Source organism: Streptomyces sp. NPDC032161, assembly GCF_040636995.1.
Classification (GTDB): Bacteria; Actinomycetota; Actinomycetes; order Streptomycetales; family Streptomycetaceae; genus Streptomyces.
In genome coordinates this window covers 1-24,324 of the sequence record NZ_JBEZVN010000027.1, presented here as the reverse complement: position 1 = coordinate 24,324, position 24,324 = coordinate 1, and the positions used below count along the sequence as shown (strand labels likewise).

Genomic DNA, 24,324 nt, shown 5'->3' with positions numbered 1-24,324 from the left:
GCCGCGCGGGAGACGGGGCGCGTCTGCGTCGTTTCGACCGTTGTCAGTGCGAGGACCTAATCTGTGCACCGTGACTTCGCCTGCCAACACGGACAACGCCGCGTCCCGCCCCGGCGCGGGGCCGCGGCCCGCCCCGGGTCCGGCCGCCGACGAGGGGCTCGCGCGGCGGCTGCGCGCACTCGCCTGCACGGCGCCGCTGCACGACCTGGACGCGCGCAAGGCGAATCTGGCCGGCGAGTACACGGTCTACGCGATGGCGGAGATCGCGCTCGCCGCGATCGACCTCGTCACCCTCAACATGGACTTCGACACGGGCGCCGACCACGACCAGATAGTGGCCAGGCTCCTTCCCCGCGTCGCCGCCCAGGCCCCCGACCGCCCGGTCGCCGAGCACGAGCGGGTCGCCCGCTGGGTGCTGGAGAACCTGATCAACGTCGGCAGCGTCGACCGCGGATTCCGCGCCGTGTACGGCACGTTCGGGGCCGACGGCCTGTACGTCCGCCGCGACTACGACTTCAAACTCATCGAGGAGGTTCCCGGGCATGGCGGCACCGTCTACCTCCGCACCACGGACGAAGCGGTCAACGTCCTGGTCGGAGCGCTCGACACGGACGTCACCAGCGCCCAGATCGCCGCCGAGGTGAAGCTGGAGGTCCTCATCAGCCGGGGCCGTCTCGCCGATGCCCAGCTCGCCGCCGAACAGGCCCGCTACCGCACCGTGCAGTACGCGGAGACCCTCCGCAAGACGCTGGAGGCGACCCGGCGCAACGTCCGCGCGGTCGACTGGCTCAACGCCGTCCCGGACATGATCGCCGAGGCGCTCGACCACGTCGCCGACCGCTACCGCCACGAGAACGCGATCCTCACCAACATCCGCCGCGCGCGCGACGAGGCCGAGGACCCCGAGCACAAGCGCCGCGCGGCCGAACTCGTCGACATAGTCAAGGACTGCATCCGCCGTCACACCCAGCTCCAGTCCCGCCTCCTGGAGGCCGGGCCGCTGTTCCGTGCCGAGCAGGACCGGCAGGCGTTCGCCACACCCGCCGTCCGCACCGGCCTCGATCTGTACGGCCAGCTGGTCGCGCCGCTGCTGCCGCTCCCCGTCGAACAGGCCATCAGGGTCACGGACGCGTTCTTCGCCCACGGCACCGGGCTGCGCACACCCGTGGCGGTCCGGGTGGACGACCTCGTCGGGATGCTGCTCACCCCGCCCCAGGAGCGGGAGCACCTGGGTGCCGAGATGCCGGAACCCGACCTGATCGCCACCCCGGACGACAGCAGGTTCAGCGAGGAACAGCTCGCGAGCGCCATGGAACTGCTCGACCTGGAGCACGACGCGCCGCGCCGGCTGTCCGGTCTCCTCGCGGAGGCCCGGCGCCGCGACCCCGATCTGCCCTACCTGGTCGCCCTGCTCGCGGTGCACGCCGCGAGCCCGCCCGTCGGCACCGCCTACCGGCAGGGCGAGGAGCGCCTGTTGTTCTCCGTCGACGACGGCACACCGCTGGACGACCAGGAGTTCGGCGGCGCGGACCTGATAGTGGGCACGGCCCTCCTCGACGCGGCCGGAATGGCCGCGGACCGCTCGGAGGCGTCATGACCGGCGCCCCCTGCGCACCGGTGGGAACGGCGACGGCCCGCCCCGGGCGCACCGGCCGCGGACCCCGCCGCCCCGACGCCGCCCGGCCCCGGGGAGAGGCGTCCGCCCCGGCCGTGCACCCCGCGCCGGGCGCGGTACCGACCGCAGCGGACGCGACCCGCCCGCCGGCCCGACGGGATCCGGGCACACGGACCGCACCGCCCGGGGCGGACGCCGCGAATCCTCGCACCGACCGACCCGTACCGAAGAGTCACCAGAGTCACCGCAACGAGGAGCGACCGTCGTGAGCGACCACCACGCACAGCACGCCGACGCGTGGACCGAGCCGACCGCCGCGTACGCCGCCGAGAGCACGGCCCCGGCCGCACCGGCCACCCCCGCGCCCGCCTCCCTCACCCCGGCCGACGCGGCCGACGCGGCCCGGCTCGTCGCCTTCGGCCTCCAGCCCAAGCTGCTGCCCGCCCGCGACCTCGCCTACGCCGACCTCCTCCGCCGCTACCGGGAGGAGCCCGGCTTCGCCCGCCTCGCCGACGCCGTCGCGACCGGCCTCGGCCTCGTCGTGCTGGAGGTGTCCCCGCGCGCCGGAATGGCCGTCACCGCCGGTGAGGACTCCGTCTTCGCCGTCCGCATGGGCGACTACGCCCGCCGCGCCTCGTCCGACTCCGCCGACCGCTTCCTGCACGGGCTCGCCCACCTCGCCGTCGCGGCGATGGCCTTCCCCCGGCCCGAGGACCTCGCCGACGACGCGTACATCGGCCGGATCACCGTCAACGGCGTCGACGCGTTCGTCCGCCAGGCGTGCCGCCGCCTGGAGGAACGCGCCGAGGAGCACGGCGACAACACCGACCCGGCCACCGACGCCCCCGGACTGGAGGCGGCCTGGCGGATCTACGCCCGGCGCAGCGCCACCGGAGCCACCAAGGACGCCCGGAGACTGGCCGGCTCCACGACCGGCATCGTCGGCAAGGCGGTCGCCTTCCTCACCGATTCCGGATTCCTCCAGCGCACGGGCGACGACGCCGGGGGCGCCTTCCGCACCACCGCCCGCTACCAGCTCCAGGTCCGCGACATGGCCGGCGGCGCCGCCATGGCCGAGCTCCTGGAACTCGGCGTCGTACCGGTCACCGACGGAACGGCGACGCTGCTGCCGCCGCCCGAGGGGGACGGCCTGGAGCTGGCCGCCGACGCCGGACTGCCCTTCCACGCCTGACCGGCACACGCCGCCACCGGCACGCACCGTCGGCCCTGCCGCCGCCGGACGTCCCCACCCGTTCCCCGAAACCCCGTTTTCTCCCGATAACCCCTCCCGCTCCCTGAACGACGAGAGTCCGCCGAAATGTACGAGCTGTCCCGGGTCCGCCTCTACTCCATCGGGCCGGCCGGCGCGCGCTACGCCGACACCGTGCTCGACCTGCGCGGAGTGGGCGATCCCGTGCCCGACCCCGCCCCGGCCCAGGCGGAGTTCTTCGAGGAGGAGCCGGTCGGCCCGCCGCGCCGACCCGCCCCCGCCGGGGTGCTGTTCCTGGAGAACGGCGGCGGCAAGTCGGTGCTGCTGAAGCTGATCTTCTCGGTGATGCTGCCCGGCCACCGCAACACCCTCGGCGGCGCCAGCTCCGGTGTACTGCGCAAGTTCCTGCTCGCCGACGACTGTGGCCATGTCGCCCTCGAATGGCAGCACACCCTCACCGGCGAATGCGTGGTGGTCGGCAAGGTCAGCGAGTGGCGCGGGCGCCAGGTCTCCAACGACCCGCGGAAGTTCGCCGAGGCCTGGTACTCCTTCCACCCCGGACCCGGCCTCAGCCTGGACTCCCTGCCGGTCGCCGAATCCACCACCGTGCACCGCCCCGCCGAGGGCGCCTCCGGCGCGAAGGGCCGGCGGCGCACGATGAAGGGCTTCCGCGACGCCCTGACGGAGGCGGGCAAGTTCTACCAGCACCTCGACGTGCACTGGGAGGAGATCCACGACCGGTGGAACGAACACCTCGGGGAACTCGGCCTGGACCCCGAACTCTTCCGCTACCAGCGCGAGATGAACGCCGACGAGGGCGAGGCGGCGGGACTCTTCGCCGTCAAGAAGGACTCCGACTTCACCGACCTGCTGCTGCGGGCCGTCACCGACACCCGGGACACGGACGGCCTCGCCGACCTGGTGAGCGGCTTCGGCAACAAGCTCGGCCGCCGGGCCGAGCTGACCGCCGAGCGCGACTTCACGGCGGGCTCGGTCGATCTGCTCGGACGGATCGTGGAGGCCACCGAGTCCCGCGCCCGCGCCCGCGACATCCACGCGGGCGCCGAACGCCGCACCCGCACGCTCGCCCGCAGGCTCTCCGCCCGCGCCGGAGAGGAACGCGGCCGCACCGCCGAACTGGCCCAGCAGGTGACCTCCGCCGCCCACGCCGTCACCACCGCCGAGGAGTCCCGCGGCCGCAGCGCCCTCATCGCCGCCGAACTGGCCTACCGGCACGCCTCCCTGGCGCTGACCGCGGCGGAGAAGGGCGCGGCCGCCCAGCGCCGCGAACTCGGCGACGCCCGCACCCTGCACTCCGCCTGGCAGGCCGCCGAGGCCGTCCTGCGCCACCGCGCCGCCGCCGACCGCTCGGCCCGCGTCGCCGCGGCCATCCGTGAGGCCGAGCGGGACGCCGCACCGGCGCTCGCCGCCCGCGCCCGGGCCGCCGCCGATCTCGTACGGGCCCTGCACACCGCGGCCGAGGCGGGAGAGTCGCTGGCCAACGAGGAGGAGGCCCGCTCGGACGCCCTCCAGGCCGCGGGCGAGACCGCCCACCGCGACGCCACCATCGCCGCGACCGAGGCCCAGCGGGCCCGCAGCGAATCCGGACACCTGCGCCAGCGCCTCGCCGAGGTCGAGCAGGAGACGGCCGAGGCGGTACGGGCGGGCTGGCTCGACGACACCGCGCCGGACGCCGACCCCGCGCGCGCCGCCCTCGCCGCCAGCGACGCCGAGAAGTCCGCCGTCGCCGCCTGGGACACGGCCAGGGAAGCCGCCCGCTCGGCGTCCGAACGGGCCAGGGAGGCCGCGGCGGCCGAGAGCCGCGCCGAACTGGCCGCGGCGCGCGCCGCCGACGCCGCGCGCGCCGCGGAACAGTCCTACGAGGCCGAGCGCAGGGCCGCCGAGTCCATCGCCGCGTCCCCCCGCCTGGCGGAACTGCTGGGCCTGCCCGCCGTGCGGGACACCGGCGTCCCCGGTCCCCGGCGGGGCACGGACGGAGACGGGCCGGACAACGGCCAAGCGGGCCCGGCGGAGCGCACGGCCCGCGGGCCGCACGGCACCGACCGGTCCGCCGATCAAGAACAGCCCCTCACCGTCGGGGAGTTCGACGGCGGCGCCGACCAGTTGCGGGAACTGCTCGACCAGTCCATCGCCTCCGCCGAGCGGCGCCTCTTCGACCTGCGCACCGCCGCCGCCGACGACGCCCGGATCCTCGGTGCGCTCGGCGACGGCGGACTGCTGCCGCCCGGCCCCGACGTCCTGGCCACCGTCGAGTACCTCGGCGAGCACGGCATCCCGGCCCTGCCCGGCTGGCGCTACCTCGCCCAGGCCGTCGACCCCGCCGACCACGCGTCCGTGCTCGCCGCCCGGCCCGAACTCGTCGACGGCGTCGTCATCACCGACCCCGACTCGCACGCCCGCGCCCGCGAGGTCCTGAGCGCCGCCGCCCTGCTGCCTCGCTCCGCCGTCGCCGTGGGCACCGCCGCCGCGCTGCTCGCCCCGGTCCCCGCCCCCGGCTCGACCGCGGACACCGAAGGCGTGTTCCTCGTCCCGCCGAACCCGGCGATGCACGACGAACACGCGGCCGACGAGGAACGGCAGGCCCTCAGGGCCAGGGCCGCCGCCCGGGACGAGGACATCCGCTTCCTCGCCGCCCGTCTCGCCGCCGACCGCTCCCTCGCCGCCCGCATCGGCTCCTGGCGCGCCGACTGCCCGCCCGGCATGCTCGCCGAGCTCGCCGAGGCCGCGGAAACCGCCCGCACCGCCGCCGAGACCGCGGAGGCCGGGCTCGCCGAGGCCCGCACCGTGCGCGCCGAGGCGGACGAGGCCGCCGCGGACACCGCCCGCGTGCGCGACGAACGCCAGGAGGCCGCCCAGCGCGCCCGCCGCGCCGCCGACGCCCTCGCGGGACTCGCGCACCGGCTCCGCGAACGCGCCGCCTGGCAGACGAAGCTGCGCGAACTCACCGACGAGGCCGCCGAGTCGGAGGCCCGCGCCACGGTCTGCCTGGAACGGGCCCGCGCCGCCGACGAGGACCGCAGGGCCGCCCAGCGCGCCGCCGACGACGCCCGGCGCACGGCCCGCGCGCTGCGTGCCGAGCGCGCCGAGATCGCGGGCGCCCCCGAGCACCTCCCGGAACCGGAGGACGACGCCCCGCGCCCCGCCCTCCCCGCGCTGCGGGAGGCGTACCGGGCCGCGTCGCAGCTGTACGAGAAGGTGGGTGTCGGGGCCGACCTGCGCGCCGAACAGGCCCGCGCGGAGGGCGACGAGAGCGCCGCCCTCGCCGAGCTCGACCGGCTCACCAACAAGGTCCGCACCCGGGCCGCCCAGCTGCTCGAAGGCACCGACGGCGCCGACGGCCCGTCCCGGCAGGCCGCCGCCGCCCGCGCCGAATCCCTGGTCCAGACCCTGGAGAGCCGGGCCTCCGCCGCGAGCGAGCAGCTCGGCCGACTGCGCGGCGAGGCCGAGCGCCTGGCCCCGGCCGACGGCGAGCCCCACCACACCGAACTCTCCCCCGAACTGGTCCCCACCGACGCCGATCAGGCCCAGATCCTCCTGCGCATCGCCACGGCCGAACTGGCGTCCGCCACCGCCACGCTGGACACCGCCCGCGCCGCCCACGCCGAACTGCTGCACGCACACCGCATCGCCGAGGAGTCGGCGGGCGGCTTCGACGAGACCGCGGCGCTCCTGCGCGACCTGCTGCGGGACCACGGCGGGGAGGACGACCCCGAGGCCCCCGAGCCGTACCCCGGCGGGCTCGACGAGGCACGGACGTCGGCCACCGAGGCACGCCGAGCGCTGCGCGGCTGCGCCGCCGACCTGTCGGCCGCCGAGAGCGCGGTCCGGGAGGCGAGCGACATCCTCGTCCGGCACGCCAACTCGACCCGGTACGAGCAGGTCCGCACCCCGGCCCGTCAGCAGATCCGGGAGCTGCCGGCCGCGGCGCTGCCCGAGCACGCGGAGAAGTGGGCCGCCGCTTTCGCCCCGAGGCTCCGTGTCCTCACCGACGAGCTGACCCAGCTGGAGCGCAACCGCGACTCCATCGTGGACCGGCTGCGCGGACTCGTGGAGTCCTCGCTGACCACGCTCCGTTCCGCCCAGCGCCTCTCCCGGCTCCCCGAGGGGCTGGGGGAGTGGTCGGGCCAGGAGTTCCTCCGGATCCGTTTCGAGGAACCCGACCAGGCGACCCTCACCGAACGGCTCGGCGAGGTCGTCGACGAGGCCACCCGCGCCGCGCTCAGGAAGAACTCCGACCTGCGCAGGGACGGCATGTCCCTCCTGCTGCGCGGGGTGCAGGCGGCGCTGGAGCCCAGGGGCGTCGCCGTGGAGATCCTCAAGCCGGACGCGGTGCTGCGGGCCGAACGGGTCCCGGTCGGGCAGATGGGCGACGTGTTCTCCGGCGGGCAGCTGCTCACCGCCGCCATCGCGCTGTACTGCACGATGGCCGCCCTGCGCAGCAACGACCGGGGCCAGGACCGGATCCAGCACCGGCACGCCGGCACGCTGTTCCTGGACAATCCCATCGGCCGCGCCAACGCCACGTATCTGCTGGAGCTCCAGCGCGCGGTCTCCGACGCGCTCGGTGTGCAGCTGCTCTACACCACCGGGTTGTTCGACACCACGGCGCTCGCCGAGTTCCCGCTGGTCATCCGGTTGCGCAACGACGCGGACCTGCGGGCGGGACTGAAGTACATCAGCGTGGAGGAGCACCTGCGCCCGGGGCTGCCGCAGCAGGACCCGAACGGGGAGACGGTGCACGGCGAGATCACGGCCACCCGCATGTTCAGGCGCAGCACCGCCACGACACCGGCCGACACCGCCCGGTCCGCGGCCTCGGCCCCGTCCGGCGCGTAGACGCCCGGCGTCCCGGTCCACGGGGCCGTACGGCCCGGCGGACCGGACGGGCCGTACGGCCCCGTGGACCGGGACGCCGGGCGGACGGGGCGGTCAGGCCCGCGAGAGGTCGCTCGCGCCCCGGCGGCGTATGCGCGCCTCCTCCCGCCGGGCAGCCCGTGCGGCGCGGCGCGCGCCGCGCCGCTCACGGCGCAGCTGCCGTGCCGAACTGCTCGGCGCGGACACCACGCCGTGGCGCTGGTTCCAGACCTGTCGGGTGACCCAGACGTCCAGCACCGCCCAGGTCGCGATCACCGTGCTGGCCACACTGCTCAGCACCATCGGGAAGGCCAGCCAGGACTCCGCCAGCGTGCACAGGAAGGCCACCACGGCCTGGATGATCGTCAACGACATGATGAGCACGGCACGCACGGCGGACGTGCGGACGGGGTCCGGCATCCGCCAACGGGTGGCCGGCTCCTCCACCCAGAGCTGCCGGCGTCGCTGACGCGGGAGCGGCGCGCCGGGGGCGGCTGTCGAGGCCGTTCTCGCGGCCGGGGCCGACGGCCCCCGGCCCCGGCGTTCTTCCGTATCCAAGAACTCTCAACTCCCCACCGATGTCCGACTTCAGGGTTTCTGCCCGGGATGCGTTGTCTCTATGTGCGGGTGGAACGGACCGTCCTGTCCCGAGTGCTCCCGTTGTTTCCCCTGCCCCGTACAGGGAGACGAGTGACAGGGTGGGAAAATTCCCCCGATCCGCTATCGAGCGAAGATTTCCAGCCAACTGCCCTCCTCGACAGTGTGATGCCCCGACGGGACTCTTCTGCCGCTTTCGCGAAATTCACGGTCCGGAATACCGGGAGAACCTGTGATCTACGCCGGGGGCGCGGCTGAAAAACATCCCAGACATCCCTTCGAGTTGCCTCCCCGTCGGTAGTAGGCTCGCGCCGTTTGTTGACGGAACACGACCCCTCGCCCCGTGGGGTCGGGCTGGGGGAGGCCGTGCGCTTTCGCGGGAAGTCCATCCGCAGGAAGATCGTGGCACTGCTGCTGGTGCCCCTCCTCTCCCTCACCGGACTCTGGGGTTTCGCCACGTTTCTGACAGGACGTGAAGCCGGCCATCTCATGCGCGCGAGCACCGTCGTGGAAAGGGTCGGCCATCCTCTGGAGAACACCGTCCGCGCCCTCCAGGAGGAGCGCCGTCAGACACTCGTCCTCCTCGCCGACCCCAGGACCTCCGACGGGCTGACCCTGCTGCGACGCCAACGGGAGGCCACCGACCGCGCCCTGACGGAGGTCAGGGACAGCGCGGGACGCGAGGACGTCCGTGACGCGCTGCGGGCGGACGACGAGACCCGGCTGAACTCCCTCCTCGGGACGGTCGAGGGCCTCGGCGCGCTCCGCGAATCGGTCGACCGGCGCACCATCGACCGTTCGAAGGCGATGGAGTTCTACGGGCGACTCGTCGATCCCTGCCACCGCTTCCTGACCGGTCTTCGCACGATGGAGAACGTGTCGATGGACAAGCAGGTCCGCGCGCTGGTCGGTATCTCACGGGCCCGCGAAATGCTCTCCCGCGAAGACGCGCTGGTCGCCTCGTCGCTCATCGCCGGACGGATCACCGCCACCGAACTGCGCCAGGTCTCCGATCTCGTCGCCAACCGCGGACTGCTCTACGAGATCAACGCCGAGATGCTCCCGTCGGCGGAACGCCAGCGGGTGGTGCGGTACTGGGCGAGCCCGGACAGCGAAGCGCTGCGAACCGCCGAGAAGGCACTCCTGGACGCCGGTCCCACCGACGAACCGCGCGTGGTCGACGCCGAGCGCTGGCAGGAGGTGGCCACACCGGTCCTGGCCCGACTGGCCGCCGACTCCACCGAGATGAACGACCGCTTCCAGGAACGGGGCAAGCCCGCGGGCTACAGCGTCCTGATCAAGGCCGGGGTGGCCGGCGTCCTCGGCTTCCTGGCCCTGCTGGCCTCGGTTTTCGTCTCCGTGCGCATCGGCCGCGAGCTCATCCGCGACCTCTCCCGGCTGCGCAAGGACGCCCACGAGGTCTCCGGAATCCGGCTGCCGAGCGTGATGCGCCGACTCGCGGCCGGCGAACAGATCGACGTCGAGACCGAGGCACCGCGTCTCCAGTACGAGCGGGACGAGATCGGCCAGGTCGGGCAGGCACTCAACACCCTGCAACGCGCCGCCGTCGAAGCCGCCGTCAAGCAGGCGGACATGCGGCGCGGCGTGTCCGAGGTCTTCGTCAACCTCGCCCGCCGCAACCAGGTGCTGCTGCACCGGCAGCTCACGCTCCTGGACGCCATGGAACGCCGCACCGAGGACACCGACGAACTCGCGGACCTGTTCCGCCTCGACCACCTGACCACGCGCATGCGCCGCCATGCCGAGGGCCTGGTGATCCTCTCCGGTGCCGCCCCGTCCCGCCAGTGGCGCAAACCGATCCAGCTGATGGACGTGGTACGGGCGGCGGTCGCCGAGGTCGAGGACTACGAGCGGATCGAGGTCCGCCGACTGCCCCGCATCGGTGTGAGCGGCCCCGCCGTGGCCGACCTCACCCACCTGATCGCCGAACTCCTGGAGAACGCCACCGTGTTCTCGCCCCCGCACACCGCGGTCCAGGTACTGGGGGAACGGGTCTCCAACGGCTTCACGCTGGAGATCCACGACCGCGGCCTCGGCATGGCCCCCGACGCCCTCCTCGACGCGAACCTGCGGCTCGCCGAGACCCCCGAGTTCGAGCTGTCCGACACCGACCGGCTCGGCCTCTTCGTGGTCAGCCGCCTCGCCCAGCGGCAGAACGTCCGTGTCTCGCTGCAGACCTCCCCGTACGGGGGCACGACCGCGGTCGTCTTCATCCCGGGAGCGCTGCTCACCGACGCACCCGAGACGCACGGCACCGGCTTCCGTCTCGACCGGCGCTCCGAGCAGACGGCCACGGGCACGAGGACGTCCGGCCGCCAGGGACCGGGCGGCGGCAAGGACCGGTCGGAGGGGGCGCCGGACCGCCGGGCCACCGGAAGGTCCCCGGGCCTCGTACCCGTACCCGCGGGCATCGCGGACCCGGTCCTGCTGGACGGGCCGGTCGAGATCGAGGGCCCGGTGGAGACGGCGGACCTGGCGAACGACCCCCTGCTCGATCCGGTGCTGAGCGGAGCGGCCGACCTCGACGACGCCGACAGCGAGCGCGGCGGCATCTTCCGCGCCCGTGACCTCGGGCGCGACCGCGAGCCGCACCGGCAGGCGTCCGGACGCCCCGGCGACGCCGCGGGCGCCGGCCGGGCGGGGCGCCCCGCCGGACCGGTGCCGCTGCCCCGCCGTAAACCGCCGACCCTGGTCGCCGACAACGGGCGCCGGGTCGACGAGGCGGGGCGCGCCCACCCCGTCACCGCCGAGCACGGCTCCTCGCCCCGCCGGGGCGAGGACCGCGGCCGGGTCACCGACGCACCGGTCGCCGGGGCACCGGGCGTCAGGAGCCCGGGTACCGACGGCGCGACCAGGCCGGCCGCCGCCGGACCGTGGCCCCCCGAGGCCGGGGCCGACGATTCCGCCGCGCCTCACGACACCACCGGACCCCGGGAGCCCGCGGGCCCCCGGAAATCCGCCGGGCCCGCCCCGGCCGCAGCGGCCGGGGGCGAGGGCGCGACGGCCCCCCGACCGCCCCGCGAGACCGTGGGCGGTCTGCCCCGCCGCATCCGACAGGCGAGCCTCGCCCCCCAACTGCGCGAGGTGACCGGCGGGCGCGACGCCGAACCGGCCCGGACGGGACCGGCACGGGACTTCGAACGCGACGCGGACGAGGTGCGCGACCGCATGGCCTCGCTCCAACGCGGCTGGCAGCGCGGCCGCAGGCAGAACGCCGAGGACATGACCGGTCCCGGTGACACAGCACGAGGAACCACTTCCGAAGGGGACGGTCGATGACCGCACCGAACGCCGTAGCAACCACCACCGAGCGCCGGGGCTCCGGCCGGCTCAACTGGCTCCTGGACGAACTCGTCGGACGCGTCGCCAGCATCCGCAAGGCACTGGTGCTCTCCAGCGACGGCCTCGCCACCGGCACGTCCGAGGAACTCACCCGCGAGGACAGCGAACACCTGGCAGCCGTCGCCTCCGGATTCCACAGCCTCGCCAAGGGCGTCGGACGCCACTTCGACGCCGGCGGGGTCCGCCAGACCGTCGTCGAACTCGACGAGGCGTTCCTCTTCGTCACGGCGGCGGGCGACGGCAGCTGCCTCGCCGTGCTCGCCGACGCCGACTCCGACGTCGGCCTGGTGGCGTACGAGATGACGCTGATGGTCAAGCGCGTCGGCGCCCACCTGGCCAACGCGCCCCGGACGACCGGTCAGACCGCCGGGGGGTGAGCGGACGGCATGAGCGCTGATTCCCCCTCCGGATCCCCGGCACCGCACACGGGCCCACAGACGTCACGCTGGTACGACGCCGAGGCGGGACCCGTGGTCCGTCCGTACGCGATGACCCGCGGGCGCACCAGCAGCGCCTCCCGTCATCGGCTCGACCTGATCGCGGTCGTCGTCCCCGAACCCGCGGCCGACGACCCCGTCCGTGACCAGACGCTCTCCCCGGAACACGTGGAGATCGTCGAGCTGTGCAGCGCCATGCCCCAGTCGATCGCCGAGCTCGCGGCGGGCCTGGACCTCCCCGTGGGGGTGGTCCGGGTCCTGGTCGGGGACCTCGTCGAGGACGAACTCGTGCACGTGACCCGTCCCGTTCCGCCGGCCGAGCTGCCGGACGTGAGCATTCTTCGCGAGGTGATCAATGGCCTTCGGGCGCTCTAGCCGCCGCAAGCGGCCCGTCGATCCCGTCACCCTGAAAATCCTGGTGGCGGGCGGCTTCGGCGTGGGCAAGACGACTCTGGTCGGCGCGGTCAGCGAGATCCGGCCGCTGCGGACGGAGGAACGGCTCAGCGAGGCGGGCCGTCCCGTGGACGACGTGGCGGGAGTGGAGGCGAAGACCACCACCACGGTGGCCATGGACTTCGGCCGCATCACCCTGCGCGAGGACCTGGTGCTGTACCTGTTCGGCACCCCCGGCCAGGACCGGTTCTGGTTCCTCTGGGACGAACTGGCCCAGGGAGCGCTGGGGGCGGTCGTGCTCGCGGACACCAGACGCCTGGAGGACTGTTTCGCGGCGGTCGACTACTTCGAGCGGCGCCGGATCCCGTTCGTGGTCGCCGTGAACTGCTTCGAGGGCGCCGACCTCTTCCCCGTCACGACCGTCCGGGCGGCGCTCGACCTCGACCCCGAGGTGCCCGTGCTCATGTGCGACGCGCGGGACCGCTCCTCCGCGCGGGACGTGCTGGTGACGGTCGTCGAGCACGCGGTGGACCGGGTGGAGCGCCCCCGCGAGCCCGCGACGACCTAGTGCCGGGAGCGGCACTGGGTGTTCTGCCCCGTCGCGGCCCCGCTGCTGCCGGGCGGTGCGGGGAATCCCCGCGACGATTCCCGCAGGCCGTGCCAGGGTGAGGGCGTGACGAGGACCGGGACGGCAGAGGTGTGCGCGGTCGAGCGCCGCGGTGGAGGCGGGAGTCTCCACGCGTACCGGGTGCGCGGGCTCGGCCGTGGCGCGGTGGTGGTGTGGATCGGTGGCAGAGGTGACGAACCCGATCGGGTGCTGACGTTGCCGCAGGCCGATCGCCGGCAGGTGCCGGTGTTCAGGACTGTTCGGCAGGCGCGGATGTACGTGAGCCGACAGGGGCGGAAACTGGCCGCTTCCGGGGCCGACACGCTGGAGCTCGGCCGTGTCCAGCACTGGCTGGAGGACCCGGTGCGCCGATACGTCCCCACGGGTGCGGTGCTGGAGGCGTGGAACTTCTTCGAGGATCTGGCCCGAGGGCTCCGCGAAGTCCACCGGCTACGGCAGGGAGCGGTGCATGACAGCGCCTACGAGAAGCTGATCGGAGGCGAGTGCGCTGCGTGGACGCCCGACGAGCAAGGCGCCGTGCTGGAACTGATCACGGCCGGAGCGGAGTTGTGGAACTCCTGCCCGGTGGTCGTGAAGCCCGGTTCGAGCATCGTCGTGGACAGGGGGCGGGGCGCCCCCCTGGGCGTGTGACCCGGGCTTCGGCCGGAGGGCCGGGCGGCGTCCGGTACCCCGCGACGACCGCCGCACGCGGTCACGGCCGACGGTTGACGGCGAGCCACTCGGCGGCGGTCTCCGCCAGCTCGTGGTCGCGCCCCGCCAGCATCGTCCGGATCATCCGCACGTCACCGCGGAGCGACCAGACAGGGTGGCCGAACGTGGCCGGGTTGTTCTTCTCGATCAGGAAATGGGCGGGCCAGGCGGTCCCGTAGCCGATCAGCGGCAGCGCGGCGGCGTACCTCTTGCGTCCTCGCGCCAGGCCGTAGGCGGCGACCGCGAGACCGGTGAGGGTCCCGGTCAGATGGACCCAGCGGGTCGCGGCCCTGGAGTGCATCGCGGCGTAGTAGGGCCAGAATTCCTCGTAAGAATCGAACTCCTGTTGTGGCATACGGGCACCGTAATGGCTCGGACGGCAACCGGAAACGGCCCGGACGCGTCGGAGCGGAGAGGAGGGGCGGCCGGAGCCCGCGGGGGTGGTCCCGGCCGCTCCCTCCCGTCCGCGTGTCAGTGCCCCGCCACGGACCTTCTCGCGACCGGGAAGTCGAAGTAGGTGTCCGGGAACGGCTCCGCCCGGAGGGTGTGGTGCCACCATTCCTCGGCCAGGTTCACGAATCCGGCCTCGGCGAGGGTCCGCTTCAGGAACTGCCGGTTGGCCCGCTGCGCCCCCTGGACCCGTGGGTCGTCGGTGTGGGCGAGCGTGTCGAAGCAGTCGAAACCCGTGCCCATGTCCACGGAGCTGTCCGGGAAGCGCTCGTCCTGCGGTGCGTAGCAGGGCACGTTCCACCGGCCGGGGTCGTCCGGTCCGGCCGGCGCAGCGGGCAGCTTGACCAGCGTCAGGTCCACTGTGCTGCCCCGGCTGTGTCCGGACTTCTCCGCGATGTACCCGTCCGCGAACAGCCGCGACTTGTCGACCCGGGGGTAGAACTCGCCCTTCATCGTCTGGTCGTCGAGGTCCTTCGCCCAGCGCACGAAGTGGTCGACTGCCCGCTGCGGCCGGTAGCAGTCGTACACCTTCAGGGAGTAGCCCCGGCGCAGCAGCCGGGTCTGCGCACGGTGGAGGGCCCGGGCCGCGGGGCGCGTCAGGATGCAGAGCGGCTCGCGGTAGCCGTCCACCGGCACCCCCATGAAGGTGTGGGCGGTGGGGTAGCGCATCTCCTGGATGATCGTCGGGTCCACCGAGCGGAGCGCGACGAATCCGCCGGGGGCCTTCGGCTCGGGCCGGGCGCGGGCCGCCGGGGCGGTGGCGGTGACGGCGAGCAGGGCGGCAGCAGCGGTCACCAGGACACGGAAGGCGGAACCCATACCTGTCATGGGCACATAATCCCGGAACGGGGGAGAGCGCGACAGGGGATCGGATACAGTCCGCGCGTGTCCGCGTTCACGAATCATCCGCAGAAGCCGGTCAAGGGCTCCCACTGCGCCACGTGCGGCGCACCCTACGCCGTCCCGGCGGCCCCGGCCGGCTGGCCCCGCACCTGCGCCGTCTGCGGCGACACGGCCTACCGCAACCCGTTGCCGGTCGCCGTGGCCCTGCTCCCCGTCACCGGCCGCGACGGCACCGGCCTCGTCGTGATCAACCGGACCATCGCGCCGCAGTTCGGCGGGGTCGCGCTCCCCGGCGGCTTCATCGACCACGACGAGGACTGGAAGCACGCCGTGGTGCGCGAACTCCGTGAGGAGACCGGTATCGAGGCCGACGAAGCGGACGTCCGGCTCGCCGACGCCCTCAGCGACCCGGAAGGACACCTGCTCCTCTTCGGGCTCCTCCCGGCACGCCCCGCGGCCGCCCTCCCGCCCTCCGTACCGACCGACGAGACCACGGGCTTCCACGTGCTCGGCGCACCCACCGAACTCGCCTTCCCCCTGCACACGCTCGCCGCCCGGTCGTGGTTCGAGGGCGGCTACCACTGACCGGACGGCCACGCGGGCGCCCGGTCACCGCGCGCCCCGGGCCCGCCACCACGGCCGGTGCCCCGCGTCCGCCGGCGTGCGTCCGAGCACCACGCTTCCGCGACCGCGCGCTCCAACTCCGAGCCGTCCTGCCGCGCGCCCCGTCACCACCCATCCGCGACCGCGCACCCGGCACTGCGAGATCGCCCGGTCGCACGCCCCGGGCCTATGCGCCGCGCACGCGTACCGGGCGGCCCGGTCCCTCCGCCCCCTCCCGCTCCACCACGACCTTTCCGTCCACCAGCCTCGTCGTGTACCGCTCGACCTCCGCCCGTTCCCGGCCGTCGCCCGGGTCCGGCACCACCAGTCCGCCCCCGGTGTGGCCCGCCGCCGGAGCCCATACCTCCAGTTCCACCTCCCCGTCCGCGCCCCGCACGGGCAGCACCGAACCGGCCCGCGCCAGCACCGGCACCCGGGACAGCGGAGCGTCCAGCAACACCTGTCCCGGCCCCTCGTGGACCCCGCCCGTCGCCGTGTCGTACCACCGCCCCCGCGGCAGCCGCACCGCCCGGCGGTCCGCACCCCGCTCCAGCACCGGCGCCACCAGCAGCGCGTCCCCCAGCAGGAACGCGTCCTCGCAGTCCCGCAACGCCCGCTCCCCGGGCGCCCCCCACCACAGCGGCCGCACGTAGGGCGCGCCGGTCAGCGCGGCCAGCCCCGCCAGCGTCTCGAAGTACGGCCTCAGCCGCTCCCGCTCCACCAGCGCGGCCCGCGCGTGCTCCAGCGCTTGCGGCCCGAACTCCCACGGCTCCCGCCGACCCGCGTCGATCGCAGCGTGCGTCCGGAACAACGGCAGATAGGCGCCGAGCTGGAACCACCGCAGATACAACTCGGGCGAGGGGGACCCGTCGAACCCGCCCACGTCCGGCCCCGAGTACGGCACCCCGCACAGCCCGAGCCCCAGCACCAGTGCCAGCGACGCCCGCAATCCGGGCCAGCCGGTCGCCACGTCACCGGACCAGGTGCCCCCGTACCTCTGCATCCCCGCCCAGCCCGAACGCGAGAACAGGAAAGGACGCTCCCGCGGCCGCAACCGGCGCAGCGCCTCGTGACCGGCACGCGCCATGGCGAGCCCGTACACGTTGTGCGCCTCGCGGTGATCCCCTCCGCGGCCCTCCAGACAGTGCCGCGCCGACCGCGGCAGCGTCGGATCCCCGAACGCCGCGAACGACACCGGCTCGTTCATGTCGTGCCACACCCCGGAGAACCCCTGCGCGAGCCGTTCCTCGTACAGCCCGCCCCACCACTCCCGCACCAGCGGATCGGTGAAGTCCGGGTACACGCACTCACCCGGCCACACCTCCCCGCGCACCGCCCGCCCCCGGGCGTCCCGCACGAACGCCCCCCGACTCCCGACCTCCGTGCCCGAGTCGAACACCGCGTACCCGGGCTCCGCCTTCACCGCGGGATCGACGATCGACACCAGCCGGACCCCCTTCTCCCGCAACTCCTCCGCCAGCCCCGGAAGATCCGGGAAGCGCCCCCGGTCGACGGTGAAGACCCGGTTTCCGTCGAAGTGATCGATGTCCAGATGCAGAGCGGACAGCGGCAGCTCCCGCTCCCGGTACCCGGCGACGATCCGCCGCACCTCCCGCTCGCCGCCGAACCCCCAACGGGCGTGCTGCGGACCGAGCGCCCATGACGGCGGCAGCGCCGGGGCGCCAGTGAGCGCGGTCCAGCTCTGCAGCACCCGGGCCGGCGTACCCGCCGTCGCCCAGCACCGCAGCGGCCCGCCGTCCATCCGCACCTCGCACGTGCCCGGACGGTCATGGCCGGAACCCGCGCCCTCCTCGCCCTCGCGCAGCGTCACCCGCCCCGACCAGCTGTTGTCGTGGAACACCAGATGCGTCCCCGCGTCGGACACCACCAGCTGCACCGGCATGGTCAGGGACAACGGATCGTCCTCCGGCCCGAACCGCCCCCCGGGATCGGTGTTCCACAGCCGGTACACCCCGTCCCGCAGCCGAGGCCCCGAGGCCCGCCCGCCGAGCCCGAAGAACCGGGCGTCCGCGGGCACCTCGGACCGTTGCACCCACCGGGCCGCGCCCCCCGCGACCGGCTCCCACCAGCGCGGCGGCAGCTCGCGCCGGAGCATCACCCCGCCCGGTGTCCGCAGCTCCACGGCCCCGTGCCGCGACACCGCGAGGGTCAGCCGCTCCGAGACCACCTGCCAGCCGTCCGCCGTGTCCGGCTCCAGCCGGGCCCGCGGATCCGCCTCCGGCGCCGCACCGGCCAGCGCGTACGACGGCAGCGGGTCGGCCCCGTCCCAGCTCCAGAACACCGCGCCGCCCACCGTCACCCGGACCCGCAGCTCGGACCGCGCGAACCGCACCACGCCCCCGCCCGGCCCCGGCTCCGCCCCCACCACGAGTCCCGGCACCCGCGCCCGCTCCGCACCACGGCGCGGCAGCGCCCGCGCGTCCGCGTTCCGCCTGCGCACGGCTGAGCGCACCATGCGCAGCCCCCGCGCCGAACCGACCAACTTCACCGAGCGCACCAGGTCACGACCATCCATGCGGCTCACCCTGCCACCCGACGGACCGGGGGCGGGCCCCGTTCAACTTCCGTTCACCCACGGTCGGCCCGCGCGTACCCGTGGTCGGCCCACATGTGCGGACAGCGGACCATGGGCGGCGAACCCTGGTGCGAACGACGATCACATGGCATCGTCCGTAACGGCCGCCTCACGCGCACACCCCGGCATGTGTGCGCGTCCCACGCCGACCCCGCGTATCCGTACAGTCAGGGAGCAGCCCCATGACCGCAGCAACCGACGAGCCCCCGCTCTGGCAGCCCGGCCCCGACCGCGTCGCCGCCGCGGCCGTCACCCGCTTCCAGAACTGGGCGGCGGGGCGCTACGGAGCCCCGGCCGAAGGCGGCTACCCGGCACTGCACCGCTGGTCCGTCGAGGAACTCGACACCTTCTGGAAGGCCGTCGCCGACTGGTTCGACGTACGGTTCTCCACCCCGTACGAGTCCGTCATGGGCGACCGCAGCATGCCCGGTGCCCAGTGGTTCCCGGGCGCCACCCTCAACTACGCCGAACACGCCCTGCGCGCCGCCGAGGACCCCTCGCGCGCGGACGCCCCCGCGCTGCTCCACGTCGACGAGACCCACACCCAGGCCGCGGTCTCCTGGTCCGAACTCCGCCGCAGGGTCGGCTCCCTCGCCGCCGAACTGCGCGCCCTCGGCGTCCGGCCGGGCGACCGGGTCAGTGCGTACCTCCCCAACATTCCCCAGGCCGTCGTCGCCTTCCTCGCCACCGCCGCCGTCGGCGGGGTCTGGACGTCCTGCGCCCCGGACTTCGGCGCGCGCAGCGTCCTCGACCGCTTCCAACAGGTCGAACCCGTCGTCCTGTTCACGGTGGACGGCTACCGCTACGGCGGCAAGGAGTACGACCGCGCCGACACGGTCGCGGAGCTGCGCCGCGAACTCCCCACCCTGCGCGCCGTCGTCCACATCCCGCTCCTGGGCACGGACGCCCCGGACGGCGCGCTCGAATGGTCCGCCCTCACCGCCGCGGACACGGAACCCGTCTTCGAGCCGGTGCCCTTCGACCATCCGCTGTGGGTGCTGTACTCCTCCGGTACGACCGGACTCCCCAAGGCCATCGTCCAGTCCCAGGGCGGCATCCTGCTCGAACACTTCAAGCAGATCGGCCTGCACTGCGACCTCGGCCCCGAGGACCGGTTCTTCTGGTACACCTCCACCGGCTGGATGATGTGGAACTTCCTCGTCTCCGGCCTGCTCACCGGCACCGCGCTCGTGCTGTACGACGGAAGCCCCGGCTTTCCGGACGTCAGCGCCCAGTGGCGGATCGCCGAACAGACCGGAGCCACCCTCTTCGGCACCTCCGCCTCCTACGTGATGGCCTGTCGCAAGGCCGGCATCCACCCCGGGCGCGACCTCGACCTCTCCCGGATCCAGTGCGTCGCCACCACCGGATCCCCGCTCCCGCCCGACGGATTCCGCTGGCTGCACGACGAGGTCGGCGACGACCTGTGGATCGCCTCCGTCAGCGGCGGAACGGACGTGTGCAGCTGCTTCGCCGGTGCGGTCCCCACCCTCCCCGTGCACATCGGCGAGCTCCAGGCCCCGTGCCTCGGCACGGACCTGCAGTCCTGGGACCCCGCGGGCAAGCCGCTCGTCGGCGAGGTCGGCGAACTCGTCGTCACCGCGCCCATGCCGTCCATGCCGATCCGCTTCTGGAACGACCCCGACGGCAGCCGCTACCACGACAGCTACTTCGACACGTACCCCGGCGTCTGGCGTCACGGCGACTGGATCACGATCACCGAACGGGGCTCGGTCGTCATCCACGGCCGATCCGACTCCACCCTCAACCGCCAGGGCGTGCGGATGGGCTCGTCGGACATCTACGAGGCCGTCGAGCGGCTTCCCGAGATCCGCGAATCCCTCGTCATCGGCATCGAGGAACCCGGTGGCGGCTACTGGATGCCGCTGTTCGTCCACCTCGCCGAGGGCGCCGTGCTCGACGACGACCTCCGCGACAGCATCAAGCGCACCATCCGCGAGAACCTCTCGCCGCGTCATGTCCCGGACGAGGTCATCGAGGTCCCCGGCATCCCGCACACCCTCACCGGCAAGCGCATCGAGGTTCCGGTCAAACGCCTTCTGCAGGGAACTGCCCTGGCCAAGGCGGTCAACCCCGGCTCCGTCGACAACCTCGAACTCCTCCACTTCTTCGAGGACCTCGCCCGCAGACGTCGCTGAGCGCCACGTTGTCAGTGCCCATTATTACTCTGAGTGAGCAATGATCGTCAGCGCACTGGGGGAGTCACATGGCGCACCACGGCAACATCCGGCGGACCGGGCCCGGCGGGACCGAGCCCGGGAGGACCACGCGCGAAAGGGCCGCGAAGGAAGGGCCGGGGCGGGAGGGGACCGTCACCACCACCCGGCCCCGCGGCCGCGGCCGTACCGGGACGTCCATGCGCCGCACGCTGCGCCGCGAAGCCCCGAGCACCATCGGCCTGCTGGCCGACGAACGGGACTTCGCGGCGATGCGGCGCTACCGCACCTTCGCCTTCGATGACCACACGGTCTATCTCCAACAGGTCGAGGGCCTGCTCAAGTCTCTCGCCGCACAGGGCAGGCACGCCACGGTCGCGCTCTTCGACCCCGAGGAGTACGCGGAGTTCTGCGCCGAGTCCGGAATCGCGGCCGACGCCCCCGCCAGCCGCAGCCGCTTCACCGCGGAGATCGCCGCGTCCGGAGCCACCGTCGCGTACACCGGCCAACGCATCGAGGATCTGATCCCGCTCCTGGTCGACCGGGCCGTCCGCCAGGCCACCTGGGAGTACGCCACGATGACCCTGGCCGGCCTCGGGGAGTGTGCGGACTGCGGCCAGGACATCGGCCGGGCCGCCTTCGACCGGGCCTCCCATCTCCTGCTGCGCATGCTGGAGACCGCGGGTCCGGGCACCCACCACCTCGTCTGCTCGGCCCCCGCGGCGGGCGAGCACCTGCTCTCGGTCCTCCACGTCGAACGTGACACCGGGGGCCCCGCCCGCCTCGAATCGGCGGAGGGCGTCGAGTTCGTCACCGTCCTCGCCGTCGGCGTCGCCCTCGAAAAGCCCGGGGGAGTCGTGCTCCGCACCAGCAATCCCGGCGCCCGGGACCGCGTCCACGGCTGGCGCCTGGACCGCGCCCGCCTGGTCCCGCTCACCGCGGGCGAGGTCTTCAGCGCCTACTGCACCGACGCCGACACCGGCGAACCCGTCGCCCCCGAGCCGCATGTGGACTACTGCGCGGGCTTCGACCTCGGAGCCGACGAGCCGGAAGAACACCACTGACAACGGAGGGAGCACCGGGACGGGGACACACCCCGCGAGGACACGGAAGGGGCTCCCCGCACTCATCGGGCGGGGAGCCCCTTCACCTCGGTACGGGGCTACTCGCCCGACAGCACGGCCTGAGCGGCCGTCCGGGCCTCCTCCGCGGAGTCCGCCGCACGTGCGGCGGAGGCGGCGCGCTCGCACTGCGCCAGCGTGTGCTTGGCCAGAGCGGCGCGCACATACGGAATGGACGCCGCGCCCATCGACAACGACGTCACGCCCAGACCCGTCAGAACGCAGGCGAGCAGCGGATCGGAGGCCGCCTCACCACAGACGCCACAGCTCTTTCCCTCGGCCCGGGCCGCCTCCGCCGAGAGCGCCACCAGGTCGAGCAGCGCCGGCTGCCAGGGGTCCTGGAGCCGGGACACCGCCCCCACCTGCCGGTCGGCGGCGAAGGTGTACTGCGCCAGGTCGTTGGTGCCTAGCGACAGGAACTCCACCTCCTGCAGGATCGAGCGTGCCCGCAGCGCGGCGGACGGGATCTCCACCATCGCCCCGAACTTCGCCCCCAGCCCCGCCTCACGGCAGGCGTCGGCGAAGGCCCTCGCGTCCGTACGGTCCGCCACCATCGGGGCCATGACCTCGAGATGGACGGGCAGACCCTCGGCCGCCTTCGCCAGCGCGGCGAGCTGGGTCCGCAGCACCTCGGGGTGTTCCAGCAGGCTCCGCAGCCCGCGCACACCCAGCGCCGGGTTCGGTTCGTCCGCGGGCGTCAGGAAGGCGAGCGGCTTGTCGGCACCGGCGTCCAGCACCCGCACCACGACACGCCCTTCGGGAAACGCCTCGAGCACCGCCCGGTACGCCGCGAACTGCTTCTCCTCCGACGGCGCCCGACCGCTGTCGTCCAGGAACAGGAACTCGGTGCGGAAGAGACCCACGCCCTCCGCACCGGCCTCGACCGCCGCGGGCACGTCCCCCGGACCCCCCACATTGGCGAGCAGCGGGACCTTGTGACCGTCGGAGGTCGCCCCCGGACCGGTCGACGCGGCCAGCGCGGCCTTGCGCGAGGCGGCGGCGCTCCGCAGTTCCGCGCGCTTCTCGGCGCCCGGCTCCACGAAGACCTCGCCGGTGCTGCCGTCCACCGCGACGACAGCGCCCTCGGCCAGCTCGGTGGCACCGGGGAGGGCCACCACGGCGGGCACACCGAGCGCCCGGGCCAGGATCGCGCTGTGACTGGTCGGCCCGCCCTCCTCGGTGACGAAACCGAGCACCAGCGCGGGGTCGAGCAGCGCGGTGTCGGCGGGCGCCAGGTCCCGCGCGATCAGCACGTACGGCTGGTCGCTGTCCGGCACGCCGGGCATCGGCACACCGAGCAGCCGGGCCACGATCCGGTTGCGCACGTCGTCGAGGTCGGCGACCCGCCCCGCGAGGTACTCCCCGGCATTGGCGAGCAGCGCCCGGTAGGAGGCGAAGGCGTCGTAGACCCCCCGTTCGGCGGAGCTGCCGACGGCGATGCGCCGCTCCACGTCGGCCATCAGCTCCGGGTCCTGCGCCATCATGGCCTGGGCCTCGAGGACGTGCTGCGCCTCGCCCCCGGCCAGGTTGCCCCGCGCGATCAGGTCCGCCGCCACGGCCTCCACCGCCTGGCGGGCGCGCCCCTGTTCGCGCTCCGCCTCCTCGGCCGGGATCTGCTTGGCCGGCGGTTCGAGCACCGCCGTACCCATATGACGCACCTCGCCGATCGCCACCCCGTGGCTCACGCCGACGCCTCGCAGCGTTGTCTCCATCTCACCCGTCCCCGGTCGTGCGGTGGGCCCTGCCCCCGCTGTGGATATCCCGTCCGCTGTCACTTCGCCGGGCCCGTCACTGCCAGCCGAACAGTGTGTCGCCGGTCTTCACGTCCCCGTCCTCTCGGACGTCGGCAAGGGAATCGGCCGTGGCCTCGAGTGCGACGACCGGGCACACGGGAGACTTGCCCGCCGCCTCCACACCCGCGGGATCCCACCTCACGATCCCCTGGCCGCGCGCGACCGTGTCCCCCTTGTTCACGAGGAGTTCGAAGCCCTCGCCGTTGAGCTGAACGGTGTCGATACCGAGGTGGACGAGCACACCGTGCCCCTGCCCGTCCACGACGACGAACGCGTGCGGATGGAGGGAGACGACGATGCCCTCGACCGGCGACACGACCTCGGACGGCTCACGCACGGGATCGATCGCGGTCCCCGGGCCCACCATCGCGCCGGCGAAAACCGGGTCCGGTACTGCGGCGAGCCCGATGGCACGTCCGGCAAGAGGCGACGTCACAGCGGTCATGGGGAACCTCCCAGGGTGGAGCTCGGGTGGCGTCGTCACGGCTGGCGGACGACGGCGTGCTGCTCAGCAGCGTAAGTCATAGGAAGTTCCGATTCCGCCCGAGTGTTGACGGTTCGAGACCCTGAGCGGTCACCGGGAACGATTTGCCTCGCCCAGGGCCCGCCTGTATGGTCATACCTCCGCCTGACCCCGGTGCAACATGGATGAGGGGTCGGTGACGACTCCTCACGCACGATTCCATTTCAGGATGGGCACCTGCATGTCCGCAGAGGGCCGGTCAGGGAAAGGGAAAATGCCTGATAGAGTCGGGTCCGCCGGAAAGGAAAAGCGCGAAAGCGTATATCTGGAAGGCGAAATCTTTTTCTGCCCTGCAGAAGCCCGCTTCGACCGGGAAATCGGACACGAAAGAGTCTGATAGAGTCGGAAACGCAAGACCGAAGGGAAAAGCCCGGAGGAAAGCCTGGACCGGAAGGTCGGGGTGAGTACGA

Annotated in this window: 18 protein-coding genes; 11 read left to right on the top strand and 7 right to left on the bottom strand. The window is 73.5% G+C overall.

The window, feature by feature from the left end:
• Window positions 1-70 precede the first annotated feature (70 nt).
• The 3 genes from AB0E67_RS28780 to AB0E67_RS28770 all read left to right on the top strand — a co-directional run bounded on the left by AB0E67_RS28780 (window position 71) and on the right by AB0E67_RS28770 (window position 7,682).
• Window positions 71-1,597, top strand: a complete 1,527-nt coding sequence (locus tag AB0E67_RS28780; protein ID WP_362031957.1) for a hypothetical protein — start codon at window positions 71-73, stop codon at window positions 1,595-1,597.
• A 283-nt stretch (window positions 1,598-1,880) separates the two neighbouring features.
• The gene (locus tag AB0E67_RS28775) at window positions 1,881-2,807 is read left to right on the top strand and encodes a hypothetical protein (RefSeq protein ID WP_362031956.1); all 927 of its coding nucleotides are present in this window, start codon (window positions 1,881-1,883) and stop codon (window positions 2,805-2,807) included.
• A 126-nt stretch (window positions 2,808-2,933) separates the two neighbouring features.
• The gene (locus AB0E67_RS28770) at window positions 2,934-7,682 is read left to right on the top strand and encodes a hypothetical protein (RefSeq protein WP_362031954.1); all 4,749 of its coding nucleotides are present in this window, start codon (window positions 2,934-2,936) and stop codon (window positions 7,680-7,682) included.
• Between the two features lie 93 nt (window positions 7,683-7,775).
• Here the strand turns inward: AB0E67_RS28770 and AB0E67_RS28765 are convergent, their stop codons facing one another.
• Entirely contained in the window at window positions 7,776-8,147 is a 372-nt protein-coding gene (locus tag AB0E67_RS28765) for a hypothetical protein (protein WP_362032020.1), read from the bottom strand.
• A gap of 516 nt (window positions 8,148-8,663) precedes the next feature.
• Between AB0E67_RS28765 and AB0E67_RS28760 the strand changes: the two genes are divergently transcribed.
• From AB0E67_RS28760 to AB0E67_RS28740, 5 genes are all read left to right on the top strand, one after another.
• Window positions 8,664-11,597: a nitrate- and nitrite sensing domain-containing protein gene (locus tag AB0E67_RS28760; RefSeq protein WP_362031952.1), complete on the top strand. Its 2,934-nt coding sequence runs from the start codon at window positions 8,664-8,666 to the stop codon at window positions 11,595-11,597.
• Window positions 11,594-12,037: a roadblock/LC7 domain-containing protein gene (locus tag AB0E67_RS28755; protein WP_073790261.1), complete on the top strand. Its 444-nt coding sequence runs from the start codon at window positions 11,594-11,596 to the stop codon at window positions 12,035-12,037. Before AB0E67_RS28760 ends, AB0E67_RS28755 begins: the two co-directional genes overlap by 4 nt.
• Window positions 12,038-12,046: 9 nt before the next feature.
• Window positions 12,047-12,472, top strand: a complete 426-nt coding sequence (locus AB0E67_RS28750; protein ID WP_362031950.1) for a DUF742 domain-containing protein — start codon at window positions 12,047-12,049, stop codon at window positions 12,470-12,472.
• A complete protein-coding gene (locus AB0E67_RS28745) occupies window positions 12,453-13,058 on the top strand; it encodes an ATP/GTP-binding protein (RefSeq protein ID WP_351522243.1) in 606 nt (201 codons plus the stop codon). The genes AB0E67_RS28750 and AB0E67_RS28745 overlap by 20 nt, the downstream gene beginning before the upstream one ends.
• 105 nt (window positions 13,059-13,163) lie before the next feature.
• Window positions 13,164-13,748 (top strand): hypothetical protein, encoded by a 585-nt coding sequence (locus AB0E67_RS28740; protein ID WP_362031948.1) that lies wholly within the window; start codon window positions 13,164-13,166, stop codon window positions 13,746-13,748.
• A 61-nt stretch (window positions 13,749-13,809) separates the two neighbouring features.
• On the opposite strand, the gene AB0E67_RS28735 is transcribed toward AB0E67_RS28740, so the two are convergent.
• Together AB0E67_RS28735 and AB0E67_RS28730 are read right to left on the bottom strand one after the other, a co-directional pair.
• The gene (locus AB0E67_RS28735; RefSeq protein WP_362031946.1) at window positions 13,810-14,163 is read right to left on the bottom strand and encodes a DUF962 domain-containing protein; all 354 of its coding nucleotides are present in this window, start codon (window positions 14,161-14,163) and stop codon (window positions 13,810-13,812) included.
• A 116-nt stretch (window positions 14,164-14,279) separates the two neighbouring features.
• Window positions 14,280-15,086: a M15 family metallopeptidase gene (locus tag AB0E67_RS28730; protein WP_362031944.1), complete on the bottom strand. Its 807-nt coding sequence runs from the start codon at window positions 15,084-15,086 to the stop codon at window positions 14,280-14,282.
• A gap of 57 nt (window positions 15,087-15,143) precedes the next feature.
• Between AB0E67_RS28730 and AB0E67_RS28725 the strand changes: the two genes are divergently transcribed.
• Window positions 15,144-15,686 carry an NUDIX domain-containing protein gene (locus AB0E67_RS28725; protein WP_362031942.1) on the top strand — a complete coding sequence of 181 codons (543 nt, stop codon included), beginning with the start codon at window positions 15,144-15,146 and terminating at the stop codon, window positions 15,684-15,686.
• A gap of 205 nt (window positions 15,687-15,891) precedes the next feature.
• On the opposite strand, the gene AB0E67_RS28720 is transcribed toward AB0E67_RS28725, so the two are convergent.
• A complete protein-coding gene (locus tag AB0E67_RS28720; RefSeq protein WP_362031941.1) occupies window positions 15,892-18,240 on the bottom strand; it encodes a glycoside hydrolase family 31 protein in 2,349 nt (782 codons plus the stop codon).
• A gap of 242 nt (window positions 18,241-18,482) precedes the next feature.
• On the opposite strand from AB0E67_RS28720, the gene AB0E67_RS28715 reads away from it, so the two are divergent.
• A complete protein-coding gene (locus AB0E67_RS28715) occupies window positions 18,483-20,459 on the top strand; it encodes an acetoacetate--CoA ligase (protein ID WP_362031939.1) in 1,977 nt (658 codons plus the stop codon).
• A gap of 218 nt (window positions 20,460-20,677) precedes the next feature.
• On the top strand, window positions 20,678-21,541 hold the full coding sequence (locus AB0E67_RS28710; protein WP_362031937.1) for a hypothetical protein: 864 nt from the start codon (window positions 20,678-20,680) through the stop codon (window positions 21,539-21,541).
• A 98-nt stretch (window positions 21,542-21,639) separates the two neighbouring features.
• Here AB0E67_RS28710 and ptsP read toward each other — a convergent pair whose 3' ends face one another.
• The 3 genes from ptsP to AB0E67_RS28695 form a co-directional block, all read right to left on the bottom strand.
• Window positions 21,640-23,310 carry a phosphoenolpyruvate--protein phosphotransferase gene (ptsP, locus tag AB0E67_RS28705; protein WP_362031935.1) on the bottom strand — a complete coding sequence of 557 codons (1,671 nt, stop codon included), beginning with the start codon at window positions 23,308-23,310 and terminating at the stop codon, window positions 21,640-21,642.
• 76 nt (window positions 23,311-23,386) lie between these two features.
• Complete coding sequence (locus tag AB0E67_RS28700; RefSeq protein WP_073790249.1) at window positions 23,387-23,836, bottom strand: PTS glucose transporter subunit IIA; 450 nt, start codon at window positions 23,834-23,836, stop codon at window positions 23,387-23,389.
• Window positions 23,837-24,113: 277 nt separating this feature from the next.
• A partial coding sequence (locus tag AB0E67_RS28695; RefSeq protein ID WP_362031933.1) for a hypothetical protein occupies window positions 24,114-24,324 on the bottom strand: 211 nt, incomplete at its 5' end.